This window comes from Pseudoroseomonas ludipueritiae (assembly GCF_014490445.1).
Classification (GTDB): domain Bacteria; phylum Pseudomonadota; class Alphaproteobacteria; order Acetobacterales; family Acetobacteraceae; genus Pseudoroseomonas; species Pseudoroseomonas ludipueritiae.
This window is the reverse complement of the sequence record NZ_JACTUZ010000017.1, coordinates 24,224-45,444: the sequence shown is the minus strand read 5'-3', so window position 1 is coordinate 45,444 and position 21,221 is coordinate 24,224. Positions and strand designations below refer to the sequence as shown.

20 protein-coding genes are annotated in these 21,221 nt (G+C 67.1%); 16 read left to right on the top strand and 4 right to left on the bottom strand.

Annotated features, from left to right (window positions below; translation table 11 throughout):
* The first annotated feature begins 52 nt into the window (after window positions 1-52).
* The 4 genes from IBL25_RS06985 (at window position 53) to IBL25_RS06970 (ending at window position 4,652) form a co-directional block, all read left to right on the top strand.
* Window positions 53-1,018, top strand: a complete 966-nt coding sequence (locus IBL25_RS06985) for a Bug family tripartite tricarboxylate transporter substrate binding protein (protein WP_187777836.1) — start codon at window positions 53-55, stop codon at window positions 1,016-1,018.
* Window positions 1,019-1,040: 22 nt separating this feature from the next.
* Entirely contained in the window at window positions 1,041-1,988 is a 948-nt protein-coding gene (locus IBL25_RS06980) for a hydroxymethylglutaryl-CoA lyase (RefSeq protein WP_187777835.1), read from the top strand.
* Between the two features lie 6 nt (window positions 1,989-1,994).
* Window positions 1,995-3,179, top strand: coding sequence for a CaiB/BaiF CoA transferase family protein (locus IBL25_RS06975; protein ID WP_187777834.1), 1,185 nt, complete (start codon window positions 1,995-1,997; stop codon window positions 3,177-3,179).
* Between the two features lie 153 nt (window positions 3,180-3,332).
* Window positions 3,333-4,652, top strand: a complete 1,320-nt coding sequence (locus IBL25_RS06970) for a cystathionine gamma-synthase family protein (RefSeq protein WP_187777833.1) — start codon at window positions 3,333-3,335, stop codon at window positions 4,650-4,652.
* A gap of 148 nt (window positions 4,653-4,800) precedes the next feature.
* Here the strand turns inward: IBL25_RS06970 and IBL25_RS06965 are convergent, their stop codons facing one another.
* Window positions 4,801-5,661 carry a DUF2189 domain-containing protein gene (locus IBL25_RS06965; protein ID WP_187777832.1) on the bottom strand — a complete coding sequence of 287 codons (861 nt, stop codon included), beginning with the start codon at window positions 5,659-5,661 and terminating at the stop codon, window positions 4,801-4,803.
* A 554-nt stretch (window positions 5,662-6,215) separates the two neighbouring features.
* Here IBL25_RS06965 and IBL25_RS06960 point away from each other — a divergent pair.
* The 11 genes from IBL25_RS06960 to IBL25_RS06910 all read left to right on the top strand — a co-directional run bounded on the left by IBL25_RS06960 (window position 6,216) and on the right by IBL25_RS06910 (window position 17,142).
* Window positions 6,216-7,286 (top strand): cytochrome-c oxidase, encoded by a 1,071-nt coding sequence (locus tag IBL25_RS06960; protein WP_367615570.1) that lies wholly within the window; start codon window positions 6,216-6,218, stop codon window positions 7,284-7,286.
* A 45-nt stretch (window positions 7,287-7,331) separates the two neighbouring features.
* Window positions 7,332-9,107 carry a cytochrome c oxidase subunit I gene (gene ctaD, locus IBL25_RS06955; protein ID WP_187777831.1) on the top strand — a complete coding sequence of 592 codons (1,776 nt, stop codon included), beginning with the start codon at window positions 7,332-7,334 and terminating at the stop codon, window positions 9,105-9,107.
* On the top strand, window positions 9,104-9,772 hold the full coding sequence (locus IBL25_RS06950) for a cytochrome c oxidase subunit 3 (protein ID WP_187777830.1): 669 nt from the start codon (window positions 9,104-9,106) through the stop codon (window positions 9,770-9,772). Before ctaD ends, IBL25_RS06950 begins: the two co-directional genes overlap by 4 nt.
* A 72-nt stretch (window positions 9,773-9,844) precedes the next feature.
* A complete protein-coding gene (locus IBL25_RS06945) occupies window positions 9,845-10,567 on the top strand; it encodes a heme-copper oxidase subunit III family protein (RefSeq protein ID WP_187777829.1) in 723 nt (240 codons plus the stop codon).
* A gap of 8 nt (window positions 10,568-10,575) precedes the next feature.
* Window positions 10,576-10,908 (top strand): cytochrome C oxidase subunit IV family protein, encoded by a 333-nt coding sequence (locus tag IBL25_RS06940; protein WP_187777828.1) that lies wholly within the window; start codon window positions 10,576-10,578, stop codon window positions 10,906-10,908.
* A 206-nt stretch (window positions 10,909-11,114) separates the two neighbouring features.
* The gene (locus IBL25_RS06935) at window positions 11,115-12,185 is read left to right on the top strand and encodes an ABC transporter ATP-binding protein (RefSeq protein WP_187777827.1); all 1,071 of its coding nucleotides are present in this window, start codon (window positions 11,115-11,117) and stop codon (window positions 12,183-12,185) included.
* Window positions 12,185-13,243, top strand: a complete 1,059-nt coding sequence (locus IBL25_RS06930; RefSeq protein ID WP_187777826.1) for an ABC transporter ATP-binding protein — start codon at window positions 12,185-12,187, stop codon at window positions 13,241-13,243. Before IBL25_RS06935 ends, IBL25_RS06930 begins: the two co-directional genes overlap by 1 nt.
* Window positions 13,244-13,246: 3 nt before the next feature.
* Window positions 13,247-14,134, top strand: a complete 888-nt coding sequence (locus IBL25_RS06925) for a carbohydrate ABC transporter permease (RefSeq protein ID WP_187777825.1) — start codon at window positions 13,247-13,249, stop codon at window positions 14,132-14,134.
* Window positions 14,131-15,039 carry a carbohydrate ABC transporter permease gene (locus IBL25_RS06920; RefSeq protein WP_456315859.1) on the top strand — a complete coding sequence of 303 codons (909 nt, stop codon included), beginning with the start codon at window positions 14,131-14,133 and terminating at the stop codon, window positions 15,037-15,039. The genes IBL25_RS06925 and IBL25_RS06920 overlap by 4 nt, the downstream gene beginning before the upstream one ends.
* The gene (locus IBL25_RS06915) at window positions 15,039-15,320 is read left to right on the top strand and encodes a DUF2160 domain-containing protein (RefSeq protein WP_187777824.1); all 282 of its coding nucleotides are present in this window, start codon (window positions 15,039-15,041) and stop codon (window positions 15,318-15,320) included. Before IBL25_RS06920 ends, IBL25_RS06915 begins: the two co-directional genes overlap by 1 nt.
* Before the next feature lie 49 nt (window positions 15,321-15,369).
* Window positions 15,370-17,142 carry an ABC transporter substrate-binding protein gene (locus IBL25_RS06910; protein WP_238940259.1) on the top strand — a complete coding sequence of 591 codons (1,773 nt, stop codon included), beginning with the start codon at window positions 15,370-15,372 and terminating at the stop codon, window positions 17,140-17,142.
* 40 nt (window positions 17,143-17,182) lie between these two features.
* Here IBL25_RS06910 and IBL25_RS06905 read toward each other — a convergent pair whose 3' ends face one another.
* On the bottom strand, window positions 17,183-18,847 hold the full coding sequence (locus IBL25_RS06905) for an alpha/beta hydrolase (protein WP_187777823.1): 1,665 nt from the start codon (window positions 18,845-18,847) through the stop codon (window positions 17,183-17,185).
* A gap of 263 nt (window positions 18,848-19,110) precedes the next feature.
* On the opposite strand from IBL25_RS06905, the gene IBL25_RS06900 reads away from it, so the two are divergent.
* The gene (locus tag IBL25_RS06900) at window positions 19,111-19,419 is read left to right on the top strand and encodes a hypothetical protein (RefSeq protein ID WP_187777822.1); all 309 of its coding nucleotides are present in this window, start codon (window positions 19,111-19,113) and stop codon (window positions 19,417-19,419) included.
* Window positions 19,420-19,488: 69 nt separating this feature from the next.
* Here the strand turns inward: IBL25_RS06900 and IBL25_RS26845 are convergent, their stop codons facing one another.
* Both IBL25_RS26845 and IBL25_RS06890 read right to left on the bottom strand, forming a co-directional pair.
* Window positions 19,489-19,830, bottom strand: coding sequence for a TRAP transporter large permease subunit (locus IBL25_RS26845; protein WP_202986706.1), 342 nt, complete (start codon window positions 19,828-19,830; stop codon window positions 19,489-19,491).
* Window positions 19,831-20,004: 174 nt separating this feature from the next.
* A complete protein-coding gene (locus tag IBL25_RS06890; protein ID WP_187777820.1) occupies window positions 20,005-21,135 on the bottom strand; it encodes a branched-chain amino acid ABC transporter substrate-binding protein in 1,131 nt (376 codons plus the stop codon).
* Between the last annotated feature and the right edge of the window lie 86 nt (window positions 21,136-21,221).

The window sequence follows — 21,221 nt, the reverse complement described above, 5'->3', positions numbered from 1 at the left end:
TCCGTCAGCCCCGCGCGAAGATGGCCGACTATAATCGGGAGGAACCGGATCCATGAAACGTCGCACCCTGCTGGCATCCCTGGCCGTGGGTTCCGCCTTCTCCGGCATGGCCTCGGCGCAGGCCGCCTATCCGGCCCGGCCCATCCGCATGATCTCGCCCTTCCCCCCGGGCGGCGGCACCGACCTGCTGGCCCGCGCGCTTTGCACGCGGTTGGCCGAGGCCAATGGCTGGACAATGGTGGTGGAGAACCGGGCCGGGGCCAATGGCACCATCGGCCTGGCGGAGGCCGCCCGGGCCGATGCCAGCGGCTATGACATCGTGCTCGGCCAACAGGACAACATGACCCTGGCGCCGCTGCTGACCAAGGTGGCCTTCGACCCGCTGCGCGACTTCACGCCCATCGCCTTCGCCGCCACCACGCCGCTGCTGCTCCTGGCCTCGGCCAATTCGCCCTACCGCGGCTTCGAGGACCTGGCCAAGGCCGCGCGGGCGGCGCCGGACCGGCTGACCTTCGGCAGCTCGGGCAGTGGCAGCAATTCGCATGTGGTCAGCGAGCTGCTGGCGCGCCGGGCCGGCGTGCGCATGCAGCACGTGCCCTATCGCGGCTCGAACCCCGCCTTGATGGACCTGATCGGCGGCCATGTCAGTGCCATCGGCGCCTCCATCGCCTCGGCCATGAGCGCGATCCAGTCGGGGGCGGCGCGGCCGCTGGCGGTGACCGGCGCCGGCCGCAACCCCTCCTTGCCAGCGGTCCCGACCCTGGTCGAGCTTGGCTATGATGTGCAGATCACGAACTGGTGGGGCGTGCTGGGCCCGGCCGGCGTGCCGCAGCCGGTGGTCGAGAGGCTCAACCAGGCCGTGAACGTCCAACTCGGCCAGCCCGACCTCATCAGGACGCTCAACGACCAGGGCATCGAGCCGGCGCCCGCCTCCGCCGCGGCCTTTGCCAGCATGCTGCGGAAGGAGGCCGAGACCTGGAAGGGCATCGTCGCCGAGATCGGTCTGCGGCTCGATTGAAGCCGCGCAGGAGAATGACGCCATGACCACTGATACCGCCGCCGGCTTCGTTGAGGTCGTCGAGGTCGGCACCCGTGACGGGCTGCAGATCGAACCCACCATGGTGCCGACCGAGGAGAAGATCGCGCTGGTCAACAGCATGATCGACAGCGGCATCCGGCATATCGAGGTGACCTCCTTTGTCTCCCCCAAGGCGGTTCCCCAGCTCGCGGATGCCGAGCAGGTGCTCGCCGGCATCCGCAAGCGGCCGGACACCAACCTGATGGCCCTGGTGCCGAACCTGCGGGGCGCCGAGCGCGCCTGCGACACGCCGCTGGATGGCGGCCTGCTGCTGATCTCGGCCTCGGAAACGCATAACCGCAAGAACCTCAACCGCAGCATCGATGATTCGCTGCAGGGCTTTCCGGCCGTGGCGGAGAAGCTGCGCCAGGGCGGCATCGAGGTGCTGGGCGCCATGGCCGTGGCCTTCGGCTGCCCCTTCGAGGGCGACGTGCCGCTGGAGAATGTGCTGCGCATCGCCCGGACCTATGCCGAACTCGGCATCACGCACATCACGCTGGGCGACACCACGGGCATGGCGACGCCGCGCAATATCCGCGCCACGCTGCGCGCCCTCTGGGCAGAGCTGCCGGAGATGGAGTTCACGCTGCACCTGCACAACACGCGCGGCGTCGGGCTGGCCAATGTGCTGGTGGGGCTGGAGGAGGGGGTGCGGCGCTTCGATTCCGCCGCCGGCGGCCTGGGCGGCTGCCCCTTCGCCGCCGGCGCCACCGGCAATATCTGCACGGAGGACCTGGTCTATCTGCTGCATGAAAGCGGCTGGGAGACCGGCATCGACCTGGAGAAGACCATCGCCATCGCGCATCGCATGGAACGGCTGCTGGGCAAGCCGCTGGCGGGGCAGGTGATGCGCGCGGGGCCGAGGCTGCGGCTGCACGCGGCCGATGCCGTGCCGACGGCGGCGGGCTAGGCCGCCATGCCGACGCCTCTCGATGGCATCAGGGTGGTGGACCTGACGCGCATCCTCTCCGGCCCCTTCTGCACCATGCTGCTGGGCGATATGGGCGCCGATGTTGTCAAGATCGAGGCCCCTGGGGAGGGTGACCCGATCCGCCACGCCGGCGCGGCGGTGGAAGGGCTGAGCTGGTATTTCGCCGCCTTCAACCGCAACAAGCGCTCCGTGGTGCTGGATCTGCGCGCGCCGGAGGGGCGGGAGGTGCTGGCCGGCCTGCTGGAGCAGGCCGATGTGCTGGTGGAGAATTTCCGCCCGGGCGTGCTGGCCGAGATGGGCTTCGACGATGCGCGGCTGCAGGCGCTCAACCCCCGCCTGGTGGTGGCCAGCATCAATGGCTATGGCGCCAGCGGCCCTTATGCGGACCGGCCAGCCTTCGACTTCGTGATCCAGGCCATGAGCGGCTTCATGAGCGTCAATGGCAAGCCGGATGACGCGCCGCTGCGCAGCGGCCTGCCGATCACCGACCTGGTGGCGGGGCTCTATGCCGCCTTCGGCATCGTCAATGCCCTGCATGCCCGCCACCATACCGGCCGTGGCCAGCGGGTGGAGGCGGCGATGATGAACGGCATCATGAGCATGTTCGCCTATCTGGCCTCCGATTATCTGGCGACCGGCGTTTCGCCGGTGCGCTGCGGCAATGACCACCCGATCACCGCGCCCTATGGCCTCTTCCGCACCGCGGACGGTGCCATCGCGGTGGCGCCGAGCACGGAAGCCATCCTGCGGCGCTTTCTGCGGGAGCTGGCGCTGGAGCATGTGCTGGAGGATCCTCGCTTCCGGACCAACAGCCTGCGCATGCGCAACCGGGCGGAGCTGGATGCGCTGATCACCGCCCGGTTGCGGTCGGACGGGCAGGAGAACTGGGTACGGCGGCTGAACAAGGCGGGCGTGCCCTGCGGGCTGGTGCAGGATATCGGGCAGGCGCTGTCGGACCCGCAGGTGCTTCATCAGGAGATGGTGCTGGAGATGGAGCATCCCGGACATGGGTCGGTGCGGATGCTGGGCTTCCCGGTGAAGCTCTCAGGCACGCCCTGCCAGTTGCGCCATCCCGCGCCGGCACATGGTGCGCATACGCAGCAGGTGCTGCGGGAATGGGGCCTTGTGGCGGATAGCGGCCTGGAGCCGCGGCCGGTCACGGCAGAATGAGGGCGGCGCCAGGGTTGGCGAGTGCCTCGCGATCCTGGCGAAGCCGTTGGATGAGCCGGAAAGAACGACCCGAGCTGAGGCATTCCGCACAGCCTTGCGAAGGGATTCCGCCGTCAAGCTGTTTATAGTCGCCCAGGCGAATGGGAGGCTATCATGGCAAGGAATTTCCGGCGAACGCATCTGGACGGGCAGCCGCTGCACCCGCAGACGCAGATGACGGCCTTCGGCTATGACCCCGCCTTGTCCGAGGGCGCGGTCAAGCCACCGGTCTTCCTGACCTCGACCTTCGCCTTCGAAACGGCCGAGCAGGGAGCGGAGTTCTTCGATGTCGTCGCCGGGCGCAAGACCGCGCCGGCCGGCATGGGGGCTGGCGGGCTGGTGTATTCCCGCTTCAATCACCCCAACCTGGAGATCGTGGAGGACCGCCTGGCCCTCTATGACCATGCCGAGGCTGCGCTTGTCACCGCCTCCGGCATGGCCGCCATCAGCGCCGTGGCATTGAGCTACCTGCGGCCGGGCGATGGGATCGTGCATTACACGCCGCTCTATGGCGGGACCGAGACCCTGATCGGCAAGGTCTTTCCGCAATGGGGCATCAACCCCTTTCCCTTCACCGATGGCACGGGCGCCGAAGCCCTGGCGGAGGCGCTGGGGAGGGCGGCGCAGCGCGGCCCGGTCAGGATGGTCTATCTCGAAACCCCCGCCAATCCGACGAATGCCCTGATCGACCTCGCGCTCGTGCGGGCCACGGTGGAGGAATGGTCGCGCAATTCAGGCCAGCGCCCGATCATCGTCTGCGACAACACCATGCTCGGCCCGGTATTCCAGCAGCCGCTCGATTTCGGGGTGGATATCTGCGTCTATTCGCTGACCAAGTATGTCGGTGGCCATTCGGACTTGGTGGCGGGCGGCATCACCGGCTCCCGCGACATGCTGAAGCCGGTGCGCCAGACCCGCTCGGCCTATGGCTTCCAACTCGACCCGCATTCCTCCTGGATGCTGGCACGCTCCATGGAGACCCTGTCGCTGCGCATGGAGCGCGCGGCAGAGAGCGGCAGGAAGGTGGCTGCCTGGCTGGCCGCGAACCCGCATATCTCCTGCCGCGTGCTGCATCCGGAGCATTTCGCGTCCGAGCGCGACCGCGCGATCTATGCCCGCCAGTGCTCAGGCCCAGGCTCCACCTTCTCCTTCGTCGTCTCGGACGACCGGGCGCTGGCCTTCCGCATCCTCAACCACCTGCAGATCTTCAAGCTCGCGGTTTCGCTCGGCGGCACGGAGTCGCTCATCTGCCACCCGGCATCGACCACGCATTCCGGCGTTCCGGCCGAGGCAAGGGCCATGAGCGGCATCACCGAGGGGCTCATCCGGCTGTCGGTTGGCCTTGAGCATCCTGACGACCTGATCCGCGACCTTGACCAGGCCCTCAGGCGCGCGGTGGCTGCCGTGCCGCAGACGGCGGTTTCGGCGGATTAGGCAGCCGCCTGCTTTCGGTTCCGCGATGGCCGCTGCACGCCTGCCATGAGCGCGGAGCCAGAAAGGAAAGCTATGTCCTGTTGCAGGACATGGCTGTTTCACGCCGGCTAGCCCGCCGCCGGCGCGGGACGGCCAGAGGCCGCCTGGGTCAGTGCTCCACCACCCTGCGGTACAGGTGCCAGGTGGCATGCCCCAGCAAGGGCAGGACGATGATCAGGCCGATGAGTCCGGGAAGCGCCCCCAGAACCAGCGCGCCTGTGACGATCATCCCCCAGACAGCCATGGGGCCGGGATTCGCCAGCACGGCGCGGACGGATGTGCCCACCGCCCCGGCGAGCCCCACATTCCTTTCCAGAAGTAGGGGAAAGGACACGACGCTGATCGTCAGCACAGCAACCGCGAAGAGGAAGCCCACCCCGATGCCCACCACAATCATCGTCCAGCCCGCTGGCGTGTTGAAGACATCATGCGCGAAGGCGGAGACCGAGACCGGTGGATTGGGCCCGAGCGTGGCCAGGAAGATGGCATAAGCGCTGAGCATCCAGGCCGCGAAGATGGCCAGCAGAATGAAGCTCAGCCCCACCAGGGCATCGAAGCCCGGCGCGTGAACCACGCCGAACACGTCCTTCCAGGAGACGTCCTGACCCTCCTCGCGGCGGCGGCTGATTTCGTAAAGCCCTACCGCCGCGACAGGCCCGATCAGCGCGAAGCCGGAGATGAGCGGGAAGATGAGCGGCAGCATCCCGTAGCCTGAGGCCGCCCGTGCCAGGACAAGGCCAGCGATGGGATAGATGAGGCAAAGGAAGATGACGTCGGAGCGCTTCGCGCCCAGGTCGCCGGCGCCCCTTGCCAGGGCTTCCCTGAGGTCGGCGATGCCGATCCTGCGAACCGCGGGCAGGGGCATGCCCCGGGCGCGGCCCTGGCCATGGTGGCTGGCCTCCATGGCCGCCGACCTGGCGGCGGTGTTGATCTGGTCGACGCTCCATTCCATCGGGTTCCGGATGGACATATTCGCTCCTCCCGAACTGTTGTACGGAGGGGATCTCGGCTGTCTCTGGACCATATCGGCGCGGCTTGGTCCGGCAGGATCCGTGCCCCATCGCGCGGAACGGAGTCTACGCCACTTCGCAGCGGTATCCGACTGACTTTTGCAGGAGCCAGAAGAAGGAAGGCAAAGCGGCGTTCCGGCTTGACCGGGGACGCAGCCCTTTGCCTTGACGCCAGATCGGCGCAAAGAGCATGATCGTTGCGGATTCGCTTGTATCGGTGCCTTGTGGATGGTGCGATCGCCACGTGTGGCTGCGCCGGAGGGCAGCTCGCGGAAGGCTCACTCCGCTTCGCGGCGGAGCACCAGACGGGCCGTGCTGAGCGAAGGCCACGGCACGCTGCTCTGAAGCTGCGTTTCTCGCGCGCATCGTCGCCAATGGGATGGCGCCTGGAGCCGGCGGGATGTGAAGAGACCTGACAGGCCATGCTGCGACCGGCGCGGGCCTTGGCGCCGATCCTGCGTGGAACAGGACAAGAAGCAAACTGGCGCCTGCGGCGGAAACCGGGAGGAGCGCGGTGAGCAACGACGCACGATGGACGGCGGGGATCTGCGTGGCGCTGCTCGGCCTGGCGGGCCTGTTCATCGCCAGCCGCGCGGTCGATGCCACCTTCCTCTGGGTTGGGCTGGCCCTCACTTTCCTCAGCGCCATCATGATCCTGAACCTGATCCGCACGGCCTTCGACGAAGCCGAGGGCAAGGCCGTGCGGCATGGCCAGGCGGTGCCCTACGCCCTGCTGGCGGTGGCCCTCTTCTCAGTGTTGTTTCATCTCTTCAGCCCCTGGTGGTGGGCGCCGATCGCCTCGAACTGGCACTATATCGACAGCGCCATCAACCTGACCTTCTGGATCACCGGCCTCGTCTTCGTGGCTGTCATGATCTTTCTGGCCTACTGCCTTCTCCGCTTCCGCCACCGGGAGGGACACAAGGCGGAATACGAGCCGGAAAGCACGCGGCTTGAGCTGGGCCTCGCGGTTGTCACCGCCGTGGGCGTGGCCGCGATGTTGGCGCCGGGCCTCATGGTCTGGAACCAGTTCATCACCTCGCCGGCGGGCACGGTGGAGGTCGAGGCCGTGGGCCAGCAATGGTCCTGGAACTTCCGCCTGGCGGGGCAGGATGGCCAGCTTGGCATCACCGACATCCGGAATGTGCAGCCTGTCGGCAACCCGCTTGGCATCAGCACGGAAGATCCGAAAGGGCAGGATGACATCGTGGTCGAGGCAGCGGACCTGCACCTGCCGCTCGGCAAGCCGGTCAAGCTCCTGCTGCGCTCGGTCGATGTGCTGCACAGCTTCTATGTGCCGGAATTCCGCACCAAGATGGACCTGGTGCCCGGCATGGTGACGCAGCTCTGGTTCACCCCCACCCGCCCCGGGCGCTTCCAGATCCTCTGCGCCGAGCTTTGTGGCGTCGGGCACGCGATCATGCGCGGCTGGGTCGTCATCGATGACGAGCGGGACTACCAGGCATGGCTTGGGGCGCAGCAGACCTTCGCGTCACGCGCCACCCCCACCATCGCGTCGCGCGAGCAAGGCGCGGCGGAGGGGAATGCCCGGCCGGCCGGAGGAATTGCCCACCCACCGCACTGACGCCGCAGCACACCAGCCCCAGGCAGCGGGGCGAGGAGGAAACCGATGGGCGAAGCGACGGCAAAACCGCTTGAGGGCCTGGACCATGCCGAGGCTCCGGAGGACGAACTCTACCACGCCACGAGTTGGTGGACGAAATACGTCTTCTCCCAGGATGCCAAGGTCATTGCCCTGCAGTACTCGGCCACGGCCCTGGCGGCGGGCTTCGTGGCCCTGGTGCTGTCCTGGCTGATGCGGCTGCAGCTGGGCTTCCCGGACAGCCTCTCCATCATCGACCAGAACCAGTACTACCAGGTCATCACCATGCACGGCATGATCATGGTGGTCTATCTGCTCACCGCCCTGCTGCTGGGGGGCTTCGGCAACTACCTCATCCCGCTGATGGTGGGGGCGCGGGACATGGCCTTCCCCTACCTGAACATGCTCAGCTACTGGACCTACCTGCTCGCGGTGCTGGTGCTGCTCTCCAGCTTCTTTGTGCCGGGTGGGCCGACCGGCGCCGGATGGACCCTCTACCCGCCCCAGGCCATCCTCTCCGGCACGCCGGGGCGCGATGCCGGCATCGTCCTGATGCTGGTTTCGCTGATCATCTTCATCATCGGCTTCACCATGGGCGGGCTGAACTATGTCGTGACCGTGCTGCAAGGGCGGGCGCGGGGCATGACCATGATGCGCCTGCCGCTCACGGTCTGGGGCATCTTCACCGCCAGCGTCATGGCGCTGCTGGCCTTTCCCGCCCTGTTCGTCGGCGCGGTGATGCTGTTGTTCGACCGCCTGCTGGGCACGAGCTTCTTCATGCCGGCCATTGTGGAGATGGGCCAGCCGCTGAACTACAGCGGCGGCAGCCCGATCCTGTTCCAGCACATGTTCTGGTTCTTCGGCCATCCGGAAGTCTACATCGTGGCCCTGCCGGCCTTCGGCATCGTCTCCGACCTCATCAGCACGCATGCGCGGCGGAATATCTTCGGCTACCGCATGATGGTCTGGGCCATCGTCATCATCGGATTCCTGAGCTTCGGCGTCTGGGCCCACCACATGTATGTCAGCGGCATGCATCCTTATTTCGGTTTCTTCTTTGCCACCACGACGCTGATCATCGCCGTGCCGACGGCGATCAAGGTCTATAACTGGGTGCTCACGCTCTGGCGCGGCGATATCCATCTCACGGTGCCGATGCTCTTCGCCCTCGGCTTCATCGTCACCTTCGTCAATGGCGGGCTGACGGGTCTGTTCCTGGGCAATGCCGTGCTGGACGTGCCGCTTTCCGACACGATGTTCGTCGTCGCGCATTTTCACATGGTGATGGGCGTGGCGCCGATCCTCGTCATCTTCGGGGCGATCTACCACTGGTATCCCAAGGTCACCGGCCGCATGTCGAATGAGGCAATGGGGAAGTTCCATTTCTGGGCGACCTTCATCGGCTCCTACCTCATCTTTTTTCCCATGCACTACCTTGGCCTGATGGGCGTTCCCCGGCGGTACTACACGATGGGTGAGATGGACGGGCTTCCGCTCTCCACCGGGGAACTCAACCAGATGATCAGCGTGGCGGCCTTTGTGGTCGGCTTCGCCCAGCTGGTGTTCGTCTTCAACATGATCTGGAGCCTGCGCCATGGCGCGCCCGCCGGCGGAAACCCCTGGCGCGCCACCACGCTGGAATGGCAGACCCCCGAGACCCCGCCGGGGCATGGCAACTGGGGCCGGGAGCTGCCGGTGGTCTACCGCTGGGCCTATGACTACAGCGTGCCCGGCGCCGCGCAGGACTTCCTGCCGCAGAACGAGCCGCCCGCCAGCCAGGCCACGCGGAGCGCCGCGCCATGACCATCATGCTTCTTCTGGTGACCACGCTGGCGATGATCGCCATCTGGTGGCTGTCGCAACAGCGGCTGACGGGGAAACCCTGGCTGGAGACAGGGACGGCCGATACCATCCACGCGGATGGCCCAGGAAGGCTGCCGGCGGAGAAGGTCGGCCTCGGTGTCTTCCTGGCCGTTGTCAGCGCACTCTTCGCGCTCTTCGCCAGCGCCTATTCCATGCGGATGCATATGGCGAGCGACTGGCGCTCCCTGCCCCTGCCCTGGCTGCTCTGGCCCAATACCGGCCTGCTGGTCCTGAGCAGCCTGGCCCTGGGCTGGGCGCAGCTTGCCGCCAGGCACGGGCGGGCCGAAAGCCTGCGCAATGCCCTTGCCGCCGGTGGCGGCAGCGCCCTGCTGTTCCTGGCGGGGCAGGTCCTGGCCTGCCAGCAACTGGCCGCGGCCGGCTTCTACATGGCGGCCAACCCAGCGAATGCCTTCTTCTACCTGCTGACGGCCCTGCACGGGCTGCACCTGCTGGGCGGCCTCGTCGCCCTGGGAAGGGCGGCTGCCAGGCTCAGCCAGGGCGGCGCCACCAGGCGGATGACGCTGGCTGTCGATCTTTGTGCTCTCTACTGGCATTTCCTGCTGCTGGTATGGCTGGCTGTGCTGGCGCTGCTGCTGCACGGCTGAAGGCTCCCGACATCATCGCCCTTCGGGTGGTGCATCCCGAAGAGGTCTGCCCAGGGAAAGGGTTCCAGGCCGATGGAACGGATCGCATTGGAAGACAGCAGGCCCGCCGGATCCGCGCAGCGCGGCTGGCGCGGTTTCGTCGCAGACTGGTCGGCGGACCGGCGCACCTTCAGGGATGTGTCCTGGGGCAAGGCGATGATGTGGATCTTCCTGCTCAGCGACACCTTTGTCTTCAGTTGCTTCCTGATCTCCTACATGACCGTGCGGATGTCCACGGTGGTGCCATGGCCCAATCCCAGCGAGGTCTTCGCGCTGACGATCGGCGGCACGCCGGTGCCGCTCATCCTGATCGCCATCATGACCTTTGTGCTGATCAGCAGCAGCGGGACCATGGCCATGGCGGTCAATTTCGCCTACCGGCGGGACCGCCTGCGTAGCGCCTACCTGATGCTGGCCACGGCGGTCCTGGGGCTTGTCTTCGTCGGCATGCAGGCCTTCGAATGGTCCAAGCTGATCCATGAAGGCGTGCGGCCCTGGGGCAATCCCTGGGGGGCGCCGCAGTTCGGCTCCACCTTCTTCATGATCACCGGCTTTCACGGCACCCATGTCAGCTTCGGCGTCATCTTCCTGTTCATCGTCGCGCGGAAAGTGCTGCGCGGCGACTATGACAACGGTGCGAGGGGCTTCTTCACCAGCCGCCGGGGGAACTATGAAGCGGTCGAGATCATGGGCCTCTACTGGCACTTCGTGGATCTGGTCTGGGTGTTCATCTTCGCCTTCTTCTACCTTTGGTGAGACAGACGATGGCACAGACACATGCATCGGGAGAGCAAGGGCATTCGGTCGGGCTCTACCTCATCACCTGGCTCCTGCTCTTCGTTCTCAGCGCCTGTTCCTACTTTGTGGACTACATCCATCTCCAGGGCATGTGGAGATGGTCGCTGATCCTGCTTTTCATGATGCTGAAGGCAGTCCTGATCATGGCCGTTTTCATGCACATGGCCTGGGAGCACCTCGCCCTGGTCTGCGCGGTCGTGGTTCCGCCGCTCATGGTCCTCATCTTCGTGGGGATCATGATGCTTGAATCCGACTACACCTTTCTCACGCGGCAGCTATCCTTCGTGGCCGGCCCCTGAGCGGCCGTAGCTGCCTGGCCGCGATGCCGCCGATTCTTGTTGTGACTCCGTTGTGTCTTCGCCACAGTATCCGGGCGTCCAGGGAATGCCAGCGTGTGGGGAAGGGATCACAAGGAGGTCCGGGACCTGCTTGTCACCGGCGCCGTCGGTAGCTCGGGGACCGCCCCGGAAGAGTGCTTGCCTGTGCCGGCCTGGAGGCTTCCCAGGTGACCGTTGCGCTCGAAGGCATCAGCCTGGCCATGGGCGGGGAGCCGCTCCTGCACCCGGTGAGCATGAAGTTCGTCGCGGCATCGCCCAATGTGCTGCTGGGGCCGACGGGCGCGGGCAAGACAACATTGCTGCGGCTGCTGGCGGGGCTGGACCGGCCGACCAAGGGCCGCATCCTCGCCGGAGGCCAGGATGTCACTGGCTGGCCTGTGCGCAGGCGCAGCGTGGCCATGGTCTACCAGCAGTTCATCAACTATCCCTCCTTCACCGTCTTCGAGAATATCGCCTCGCCATTGCGCGGGCATTTCACGCGCGCCGAGATCGAGGCAAGGGTGCGGGAGGCGGCGCGGCTGCTTCGGTTGACACCCTTTCTCTCCCGCCGGCCGTTGGAACTTTCCGGAGGGCAGCAACAGCGGACCGCCATAGCCCGGGCGCTGGTCAAGCGCGCGGCCCTGGTGTTGATGGACGAGCCCCTGGCCAATCTCGACTACAAGTTGCGCGAGGAACTGCGCGAGGAATTGCCGAGGCTCTTCGCCGAGAGCGGCAGCGTCTTCGTTTATGCCACCACCGAGCCGGCCGAGGCCCTGCTGCTCGGCGGCCTGGTCGCCACCATGTCGGAAGGGAGGGTCACGCAGTTCGGCAGGGCGGGGGATGTCTTCCGTTACCCCGCCGACCTTGCGACGGCGCGCGTCTTCTCCGACCCCCCCTTGAACGAGGCGCCTGCCCGGCTGGAAGGCGGGCACATCATCCTCGCGGGCGGCGCCAGGCTTCCCGCATCCGGCATCCACCTGCCGGAAGGGTCATGCACGGTCGGCATCCGCGCGCATCAGCTCTCGCTGGAGCCTTTGCCAAGCGCGGTCTCCATGCCCTCGGTCGTGCGCCTTGCCGAGGTCACGGGCTCGGAAAGCTACATCCACCTCGATGTCGGCGGCCTGCCATGGGTGGTGCTTTCCCCTGGGGTGAGAAGGCCGAAGCCGGGCGATGCCGCGACGGTCTGGCTCGATGCCCGCCGCTGCCTTGTCTTTGGCGCCGATGGCCGGCTCGCCGCCAGCCTTGCGGAGGCCGCCTGATGGCCCGCATCGGCTTCGAGCGCCTGGCGCATGCCTATCCCGGCGGGGGCGGCTATGCGCTGAAGCCCATGGACATGGTGTGGGAGGACGCGGGCGCTTATGCGCTGCTCGGCCCTTCCGGCTGCGGCAAGACGACGCTGCTGAACATCGTCTCCGGCCTGCTGCGGCCGAGCGAGGGGCGCGTGCTGTTCGGCGCCGCCGATGTGACGGCGCTGCCGACGGAGCGGCGCAATGTTGCGCAGGTTTTCCAGTTCCCCGTGGTCTATGACACCATGACCGTGCGGGAGAACCTGGCTTTTCCCCTCCGCAACCGCGGCGTGCCGGCCGCCGCGGCGCGTGGGCGGGTGGAATATGTCGCGCGGCTCCTGGGCCTGACGCGGGATCTCGACAGGCCCGCCCGCAACCTCGGCGCCGATGAGAAGCAGAAGATCTCGCTGGGGCGCGGGCTGGTGCGCAACGACGTGGCCGCCATCCTCTTCGATGAGCCGCTGACGGTCATCGACCCGAACCTGAAATGGGAATTGCGCTCCCGGCTGAAGGAACTGCACCGGGAGGTCCCGGTCACCATGATCTATGTGACGCATGACCAGACCGAGGCCCTGACCTTTGCCGACCGCGTGGCGGTGATGTCGGAAGGCGAGGTGGTGCAGATGGGCACGCCGGAGGCCTTGTTCGAACGGCCGGCGCATACCTTCGTGGGGCATTTCATCGGCAGCCCGGGGATGAACCTGCTGCCCTGCGCCGTCGAAGGGCGGCAGGCCCTGCTGCCCGGCGGGCTGCATGTCACCCTGCCGCACGCCTATCCGGCGCTTTCGGGGCAGGTCGAGCTTGGCATCCGCCCGGAATTCGCGACGCTGGCGGATGAGGGGCTGCCGGTCACCATCCGCCGCCTGGAGGATCTTGGCCGCCGCCGCATCGCGCGCCTGGAGCTGGCGGGCCGTCCCTTCGCCGCCACGCTGCCGGAGGGGATGCCGGTGCCGGCCGAGCCTCGCCTCCTTCTGCAGCCCGCCCAGCTGCATGTCTATGCCGGTGGCCGGCTGATGCCAGGGGAGGCCTAGGCCATGGCCAAGCCGCGCGACAACCGCGCCTGGTTCCTGGTGCTGCCGGTGGTCCTGCTGGTCGCCTTCTCCGCGCTTATCCCGGTGATGACGGTGGTGAACTATTCCGTGCAGGACACCTTCGGGAACAACCAGTTCTTCTGGAACGGCACCGGTTGGTTCAGGGAGCTGCTGGACCCTTCCACCGACCTCGGGGGGCGCTTCTTCGATGCATTGTGGCGCACGCTGCTGTTCAGCACGCTCTGCCTGCTGATCGAGATCCCGCTCGGCATCGCCGTCGCCCTGGTGCTGCCACGGCGGGGCTGGGGTGTCGCCGCCGCGCTGGTCGTGCTGGCCCTGCCGCTGCTGATCCCCTGGAACGTGGTCGGCACCATCTGGCAGGTCTTCGCGCGGCGCGACATCGGCATGCTAGGCGCGGCAGTCAACGGGCTCGGCATCGACTTCAACTATGCCCAGGTGCCGCTGCATGCCTGGATTACCGTGGTGCTGATGGATGTCTGGCACTGGACATCCCTCGTGGTCCTGCTCTGCTACGCCGGCCTCCGCGCCATCCCGGATGCCTATTACCAGGCCGCCAGGGTGGATGGCGCGGGGGCCTGGGCCGTCTTCCGCGCCATCCAGCTGCCCAAGATGCAGCGGGTGCTGACCATCGCGGTGCTGCTGCGCTTCATGGACAGCTTCATGATCTATACCGAGCCCTTCGTCGTGACCGGCGGCGGGCCGGGCAACGCCACCACCTTCCTGTCCATCGACCTGGTCAAGATCGCGCTCGGGCAGTTCGACCTGGGCAAGGCGGCGGCCATGTCCATCGTCTACAACCTGATCATCCTTTCGGTCTGCTGGGTCTTCTTCGCCACCACCACCCGCGGGCAGGGCGAGGCGGGGCGGTGAGCGGCGTGCAGACCCGTGTCGCGGCGCCAGCCGGAGGCAGCGGTGCCAGAACGGCGCCGGCGGCGCTGCCGGACAGCCGCAGGCCATGGCGCGAGGGCCTGCTGCGCGCAGTGGCGCCACGCCTTCTGCTGGCGCTCTATATCCTGTTCCTGCTGGTGCCGATCTACTGGCTGGTCAACATGAGCCTGAAGACCAATGCCGAGATCGCCTCCGGCATGACGCTCTGGCCGCAGAAGCCGACGCTGGAGAACTACCGCCGCATCTTCACAGATGCTTCCTGGTACAGCGGCTATATCAACAGCCTCAAATACGTTCTGCTGAACACGGCCATCTCGCTCGCCGTCGCATTGCCGGCCGCCTATGCCTTCAGCCGCTACCGCTTCCTGGGTGACAGGCACCTCTTCTTCTGGCTGCTCTCCAACCGCATGGCGCCGGCGGCGGTCTTCGCGCTGCCCTTCTTCCAGCTCTACAGCGCCGTGGGGCTTTTCGACACGCCCTGGGCCGTGGCGCTGGCGCATTGCGTCTTCAACATTCCGCTCGCCGTCTGGATCCTGGAAGGCTTCATGTCCGGCGTGCCACGCGAGATCGACGAGATGGCGGCGATCGACGGCTGGTCCTTCCCTGCCTTCTTTATCCGCATCTTCCTGCCGATGGTCGCCGGCGGCGTCGGCGTCGCGGCCTTCTTCTGCTTCATGTTCTCCTGGGTCGAGCTGCTGCTGGCGCGGACGCTGACCACCGTGAACGCCAAGCCCATTGTCGCCACCATGACGCGCACGGTCTCCGCCGCCGGCATGGACTGGGGCCTGCTGGCGGCAGCGGGCGTGTTGACCATCATCCCCGGCGTCATCGTCATCTGGTTTGTCCGCAACCACATCGCGCGCGGCTTCGCGCTGGGGCGGGTGTGATGGACCTCTCCTGGATGGCCTGGACCTGGCAGACGGCGCTCTTCTTCGTGCTTCTCTTCGCCACGCTGGCCGTGATGACGGTGCTGGCCATTGTCCGGCCGGAGGTCGAGAAAACCGGCATCCTGGGCCTGCCGACCACGCGCGGCGACCGGCTGTTCCTGACGCTGCTCGCCGCCGCCTTCATTCATCTCGGCTGGCTGGCCCTGGCGGGTGATGCGCCGCTCTGGGGCGCCAGCATCGTCTCGGTTTTCCTCGGCGCAGCCCTGTTCCGCTGGGCCTGACGTCCGGCGCCACAGCGCCGGGTATGGCTAAAAAACGGGAGGAAATATCATGAACGACATGATCACGAACCGGAGGAAGCTGCTGCTGGGCAGCGCCGCCGTCCTGGCTGCCCCCGCCATCCTGGCGCCCAGGCACACCCTGGCGCAGGGCATGGATGCTGCCCGCCGCTGGGTGGAGCAGGAGTTCCAGCCCTCCACCCTGTCGCGCGAGCAGCAGATGCAGGAGATGGAATGGTTCGCCCGTGCCGCGCAACCTTTCCGCGGGCAGGAGATCAATGTGGTGTCGGAGACGATCACCACGCATGAATACGAGGCCCGCACCCTGGCGCGCGCCTTCTCCGAGATCACGGGCATGAACCTGCGGCACGACCTGCTGCAGGAAGGCGATGTGGTGGAGAAGATCCAGACCCAGATGCAGTCGGGCCGCAATGTCTATGACGCCTGGGTGAATGACAGCGACCTGATCGGCACCCATTTCCGCTACCAGCAGGCTGTGCCGCTGACCGATTGGATGACGGGCGAGGGCCGGGAGCATACGCTGCCGACGCTGGACCTGGAGGATTTCATCGGCCGCAGCTTCGGCACCGGGCCCGATGGCAAGCTCTACCAGCTGCCGGACCAGCAATTCGCCAATCTCTATTGGTTCCGCTACGACTGGTTCACGCGGCCGCAGATCAAGGAGGCCTTCCAGCGCCAGTTCGGCTATGAACTCGGCGTGCCGGTCAACTGGTCGGCCTATGAGGATATCGCGGAATTCTTCACCAATACGGTGAAGGAGATCGATGGCGTCAAGGTCTATGGCCATATGGACTATGGCAAGAAGGACCCCTCGCTCGGCTGGCGCTTCACCGATGCCTGGCTGTCCATGGCCGGCAATGGCGACCGTGGCATTCCCAACGGCAAGCCGGTGGATGAATGGGGCATCCGGATGCAGGGCTGCCGCCCGGCCGGCTCCTCCATCGATCGCGGCGGCGATACCAATGGCCCGGCCGCGGTCTATGCCGTCACGAAGTATGTCGAGTGGCTGAAGAAATACGCCCCGCCGGAAGCGGCCGGCATGACCTTCTCCGAGAGCGGGCCGGTGCCGGCGCAGGGCAATATCGCACAACAGATCTTCTGGTACACCGCCTTCACCGCCGACATGGTCAAGCCTGGCCTGCCGGTGGTCACCGCCGAGGGGCTGCCGAAATGGCGCATGGCGCCATCGCCGCACGGGTCCTACTGGAAGGAGGGCATGAAGCTCGGCTACCAGGATGCGGGTTCCTGGACCTTGCTGAAATCCACGCCGGCCGACCGGCGCCGCGCCGCCTGGCTTTATGCCCAGTTCTGCGTGGCGAAATCCACCAGCCTGAAGAAAAGCCATGTCGGCCTCACCTTTATCCGCGAAGGCGACATCTGGCATGAATCCTTCACCGAGAGGGCGCCGAAGCTGGGCGGGCTGATCGAGTTCTACCGCTCCCCGGCAAGGGTGCAGTGGACGCCCACGGGGGTGAATATCCCCGACTATCCGCGCCTCGCGCAGCTCTGGTGGCAGAATATCGGCGATGCCTCCTCGGGCGCCAAGACGCCGCAGCAGGCGATGGATGCGCTGGCGGCAGCGCAGGACGGCGTGCTGGAGCGGCTGCAGCGCGCCAATGTGCAGGGCGAATGCGGCCCACAGCTCAATGCGCGGAGCAGCGCCGAGCATTGGTACGAGCAGGCGCGGAAGGATGGCAATATCGCGCCGCAACGGAAGCTGGCGGATGAGAAGCAGCGCGGCGAGACGGTGGATTACGACACGCTGATCCGCGGCTGGCCGGCTTCTCCGCCGCGGCGCGGCTGACGGGCGCGGGGAGCGGCGCCGGATGCCGCTCCCCGCCGGGTCAGCTTTCGTCTTCCGCCAGGAAGGGGATGAGCTCGGCCAGGAACTGCGGCCAGGCCGGCTCGTCCTCCAGCAGGATATGGTTGCGGCCTGGCAGCGCGACGAAGCGGGCGCCGGAGATGCCCGTGGCCAGGCGCCGCCCTTCCTCGAAGGGAACCACGGCATCGTCGGTGCAATGCATGACCAGGGTGGGCACGCGGATGCGGGGCAGCAGCGCCTCCACCTGGATCGAGCCGAACATGTCGGTGAGGCGGATGGCGTTCTGGGGCGAGGTGGTCACCCTTTGCAGCTCATTGAACCAGTGGACCTGGTCCGGGTTGGCGTCGGGGATGAAGAGGCTGGTGAAGGACTGGCGGAAGGCGGGGGTATTGGCCCCCCAGCCGTGCAGCATGAGGGTGCTCAGTGCCTTGCGGATCGCGATCTCCGCCGTATTGCCGCGCATCGCCCAGCCCCTGGCATAGCCGCCATACAGGACCAGGCGCGTGACACGCTCCGGATTCTCGGCCGCATAGGCGATGGCGGAGGCACAGCCTTGCGAAATGCCGAGCATGGGGAAGCGCCTGACGCCCGTGGCCTCCACCACGGCCGCCAGGTCGCGCTGGCAGGCCTCGAAGGACAGGTCCTCCACGTCCCAGTCGGAAAGGCCGTTCCCGCGCTGGTCGTAGCGGACCAGGCTCCGCCCGGCGGACAATTCCCGCATCCAGTGATGCCAGACCGGGCTCCGCCAGTCATGCTCCAGATGCGTCAGCCAGGTGCCGGGCTTCAGCAGCGGGCGGCCCTGCCCGCTTACCGCATAGGCGATGCGGACATCGTCGGTGGTGCGGCAGAAGCGGATCTGCTGCCGCACCGCCGGCGCGGGGTGCGGCGGCGCCAGCCGCTCCATCCCTGGCGCCGTCTGCCCATTGGCCTCTTCCGCATGCTGGAACCTGGCCGTGGTGGCACGCAGATCCTGCGCCGCCCGCTCGAGCGCGGCTGTCGGAAGGCCGGCCTCCCGCAACAGCCGCAGCCCGCTGCCGCAATGCTGCTCGGCTTCGTCGCGGCGCCCCAGCCGCGCCAGCAGATGGATCAGCGCCACCCGCGCCGGGGCATCGAAGCCATCGAGCGCCACCAGCCGCCGCGCATAGATCAGCGCCTCTTCCGGGGCAGCGGGCGCAAGCCGCTCCACCAGGGCCTTCAGCAGCAGCATCCGCTGCCGCCGCACATCCTCGCGCAGGGCCACGCACCATGCCTGGAAGTCCGGATGCGCCGGCAGGTCGAGGCCTTCCAGGAACTCGCCGCCATCCTCACCGGCCACGGCCCGCAGGTGGTCGCTGGAAGCGGCGCGCAGGCTGGCGCCGCCGCCATGGCCCGCCACGTCCCGCAGCGCGTGCAGGTCGCAGGCGACGCCCTCCGACGCGAAGGCGACCGTGTCGCCATGGGCCAGGATATGGGGCGGGCCGCCGGGTTCATCGACCACGGTTCGGAGCTTGCTCAGGCTCCAGCGCAGGGCGCCCCGCGGGTCGTCAGGCACATCCCACAAGAGGCTGCAGATACGGTCCCGCCGTTGCGGCCGCCCGGTCGCGACGAGATAGGCCAGCAATGCCCTTGTCTTGCGAGAGGGAGGCAGAGCCTGTGGCTCCCCATCACGCAGCACGGTCATGTCGCCGAGCAGCCGGATCCTGAGCATGGCGATCTCGGGCGGTATGGGTGGCCGGCGGAGCCGGAATCACGATGCGGCCTAGATTCCGCGTTTCCGCAGGAATCACAAGACAAGATGGCGGGAGACCAGGCTTCGGCGCGGCAACTCCGGCGCGGCGGCCACCATTCGAAACCACGGGTCGTGGCCGCATTCCAACGCTGCTGCACACGGCATCTCACATGCGGTGCGGGCAAGTTCCTCCTCGCCAAACAACAAGGGGCCGCCATCAGGCCCCCAGAGGAGAAACGACCATGAACAAGACCTGGAGCTTCCTTGGCGCCCTGGCCCTGATCCTTCCGGCAGGCCTGGCGCAGGCACAGACGCTGACCATCACCGGCACCGGCGAGAGCTTCGCCGTGGATTACGGGTCGGGCCATGACAGCAATATCCTGGGTGGCGGCGCTGTTCAGCTCCAGGGTGGCGGCCAGGACGGGCGGATTGTCTACCAGGACGCGACCTTCGTGCAGCGGCGGGCCGGCATCGCCATGGACCCGGGCGGGGAAGGCCAGCTCGTCTACCTGCCGCCGGTTCCCACCTCCACGATGATGTCGGCGCGCTGAGCCGGGTTCCGGCGCACCTGCGGGGGAGCAACAGCAACCACTGTTGCTCCCTCCTCGCTTCCGGCCCCGTCAGAAGCGGATGGTGAGCGCGGGCACATAGCTGACGGCCAGCAGCAGGCCGATGGCGACAAAGAAGAAGGGCCACAGGGCCCGCACCGTCTCCCCCATGGAACTGCCGGCGATGGAGGAGGAGATGAAGAGCGTTGTGCCCACCGGCGGCGTGTAGAGGCCGATACCGAGGTTGAGCACCATCATCAGCCCGAGCTGCAGCGGGTCCAGGCCGATCTGCTGCGCCAGCGGCACGAAGATCGGCGCCAGCAGCCGCTTGCTGCTGGTGGTGTGGCGCGTGCCATTGTCCCACCAGCCCAGGGCGACCAGCCCGAATTTCTTGAAGCAGCGAGAACAATTCACGCCCGATCTCGCTATCCACCACCCGCTGCGGCGCGCCGGGGCTGGGGAAAAGGAAGGGCAGGCCCAAGCGGGAACCCGGCGATTCGATCCGCGCCCCGCCAGCTTCCGAAACACGAAAGCCGGGGAGCAGTGTCCCCGGCTTTCCCTGGGTCGCGGAACCCGATGCGGCGCGGATCAGACCTCGCCGTAGGAGCCGTTCTTCCAGACATAGAAGACGTAATCCGGCACGGTCACGTCGCCCTTCTTGTCGAAGCTGATCGGGCCCAGCACGCTGTTCCAGGGGCCGCCGGACTTCAGCGTTTCCGAGACCTTCTTGGGATCGGCGCTATTGGCCTTTTTCGCCGCTTCCGCCCAGATCTGCACGGCGGCATAGGTGTAGAGAACATAGCCTTCCGGATCGACATTCTTGGCCCGGAAGCGCGCCACCACCTCGGCCGCGGTGGGGCGCTTGCGCGGGTCGGAGGCGAAGGTCATCAGCGTGCCCTCGCCGGCGGCGCCGGCGATCTGCCAGAACTCGTTGGTCACCAGTGCATCGCCGCCGATCAGCGTCACCGGCATGCCCTGTTCCTTGGCCTGCCGCAGGATCAGCCCAGCCTCGGTATGATAGCCGCCGACATAGATGACCTCGACGCCCGAGGACTTCAGGCGGGAGACCAGGGCGGAATAATCGCGCTCGCCCGGCGTGTAGGCGGCATAGACGGCCTCGGTCGTGCCGGCGGCGTTCAGCGCCTTCTTGGTCTCGTCCGCCAGGCCTTTGCCATAGGCCGAGTTGTCGTGAAGGATGGCGACCTTCTTGCCCGGATAGGTCTTGGCGATATAGGCGCCGGCCACCTTGCCCTGCTGGTCGTCGCGCCCGCAGGTGCGGAAGGTGTTCCAGCCGCCGGCATCGGTATATTGCGGGTTTGTGGAGGCCGGGCTGATCTGCAGCACGCCTTCCTCCGCATAGACCTTGCTGGCGGGGATGGAGGAGCCGGAGCAGAAATGCCCGGCGATCAGCTTCACCTGCCGGCTGGCCATCTGGTTGGCGACCGAGACCGCCTGGCGCGGGTCGCAGGCATCGTCGCCGATTTCCAGCGCCAGTTGCTGGCCCAGCACGCCGCCCGCCGCGTTGAGGTCGGCCACCGCCTGCTCGGCGCCGACACGAAGCTGCGCGCCGAAGGCCGCGTATTGCCCGGTCATGGGCCCGACGGAGGCGATGCGCAGCGTGCCGGACTGCGCCTGCGCGCCACGGCTCGCCCCCACACCCGCCACACCGGCGGCCGTCAGGCCGGCCACGGTGCCAAGAAGCTGCCTGCGTTGCATCATCAGACCCTCCGCTCTTCAGCCGCCGGAACCCGTCGCGGCCGGTGTTGTTCATTGCAGCCTAGGAAGCTTCTCGCCGCTCCGCCAGC

Bases quoted from the DNA above. Each gene is read 5' to 3' on its own strand.
- IBL25_RS06965 (WP_187777832.1), bottom strand. From the start codon at position 5,661: ATGTCCATCCGGAACCCGATGGAATGGAGCGTCGACCAGATCAACACC.
- IBL25_RS06970 (WP_187777833.1), top strand. From the start codon at position 3,333: ATGGCAAGGAATTTCCGGCGAACGCATCTGGACGGGCAGCCGCTGCAC.
- IBL25_RS06890 (WP_187777820.1), bottom strand. From the start codon at position 21,135: ATGATGCAACGCAGGCAGCTTCTTGGCACCGTGGCCGGCCTGACGGCC.
- IBL25_RS06925 (WP_187777825.1), top strand. From the start codon at position 13,247: ATGGCCAAGCCGCGCGACAACCGCGCCTGGTTCCTGGTGCTGCCGGTG.
- IBL25_RS06980 (WP_187777835.1), top strand. From the start codon at position 1,041: ATGACCACTGATACCGCCGCCGGCTTCGTTGAGGTCGTCGAGGTCGGC.
- IBL25_RS06985 (WP_187777836.1), top strand. From the start codon at position 53: ATGAAACGTCGCACCCTGCTGGCATCCCTGGCCGTGGGTTCCGCCTTC.
- IBL25_RS06975 (WP_187777834.1), top strand. From the start codon at position 1,995: ATGCCGACGCCTCTCGATGGCATCAGGGTGGTGGACCTGACGCGCATC.
- IBL25_RS06910 (WP_238940259.1), top strand. From the start codon at position 15,370: ATGAACGACATGATCACGAACCGGAGGAAGCTGCTGCTGGGCAGCGCC.
- IBL25_RS06950 (WP_187777830.1), top strand. From the start codon at position 9,104: ATGACCATCATGCTTCTTCTGGTGACCACGCTGGCGATGATCGCCATC.
- ctaD (WP_187777831.1), top strand. From the start codon at position 7,332: ATGGGCGAAGCGACGGCAAAACCGCTTGAGGGCCTGGACCATGCCGAG.
- IBL25_RS06940 (WP_187777828.1), top strand. From the start codon at position 10,576: ATGGCACAGACACATGCATCGGGAGAGCAAGGGCATTCGGTCGGGCTC.
- IBL25_RS06945 (WP_187777829.1), top strand. From the start codon at position 9,845: ATGGAACGGATCGCATTGGAAGACAGCAGGCCCGCCGGATCCGCGCAG.
- IBL25_RS06930 (WP_187777826.1), top strand. From the start codon at position 12,185: ATGGCCCGCATCGGCTTCGAGCGCCTGGCGCATGCCTATCCCGGCGGG.
- IBL25_RS06915 (WP_187777824.1), top strand. From the start codon at position 15,039: ATGGACCTCTCCTGGATGGCCTGGACCTGGCAGACGGCGCTCTTCTTC.
- IBL25_RS06900 (WP_187777822.1), top strand. From the start codon at position 19,111: ATGAACAAGACCTGGAGCTTCCTTGGCGCCCTGGCCCTGATCCTTCCG.
- IBL25_RS06905 (WP_187777823.1), bottom strand. From the start codon at position 18,847: ATGCTCAGGATCCGGCTGCTCGGCGACATGACCGTGCTGCGTGATGGG.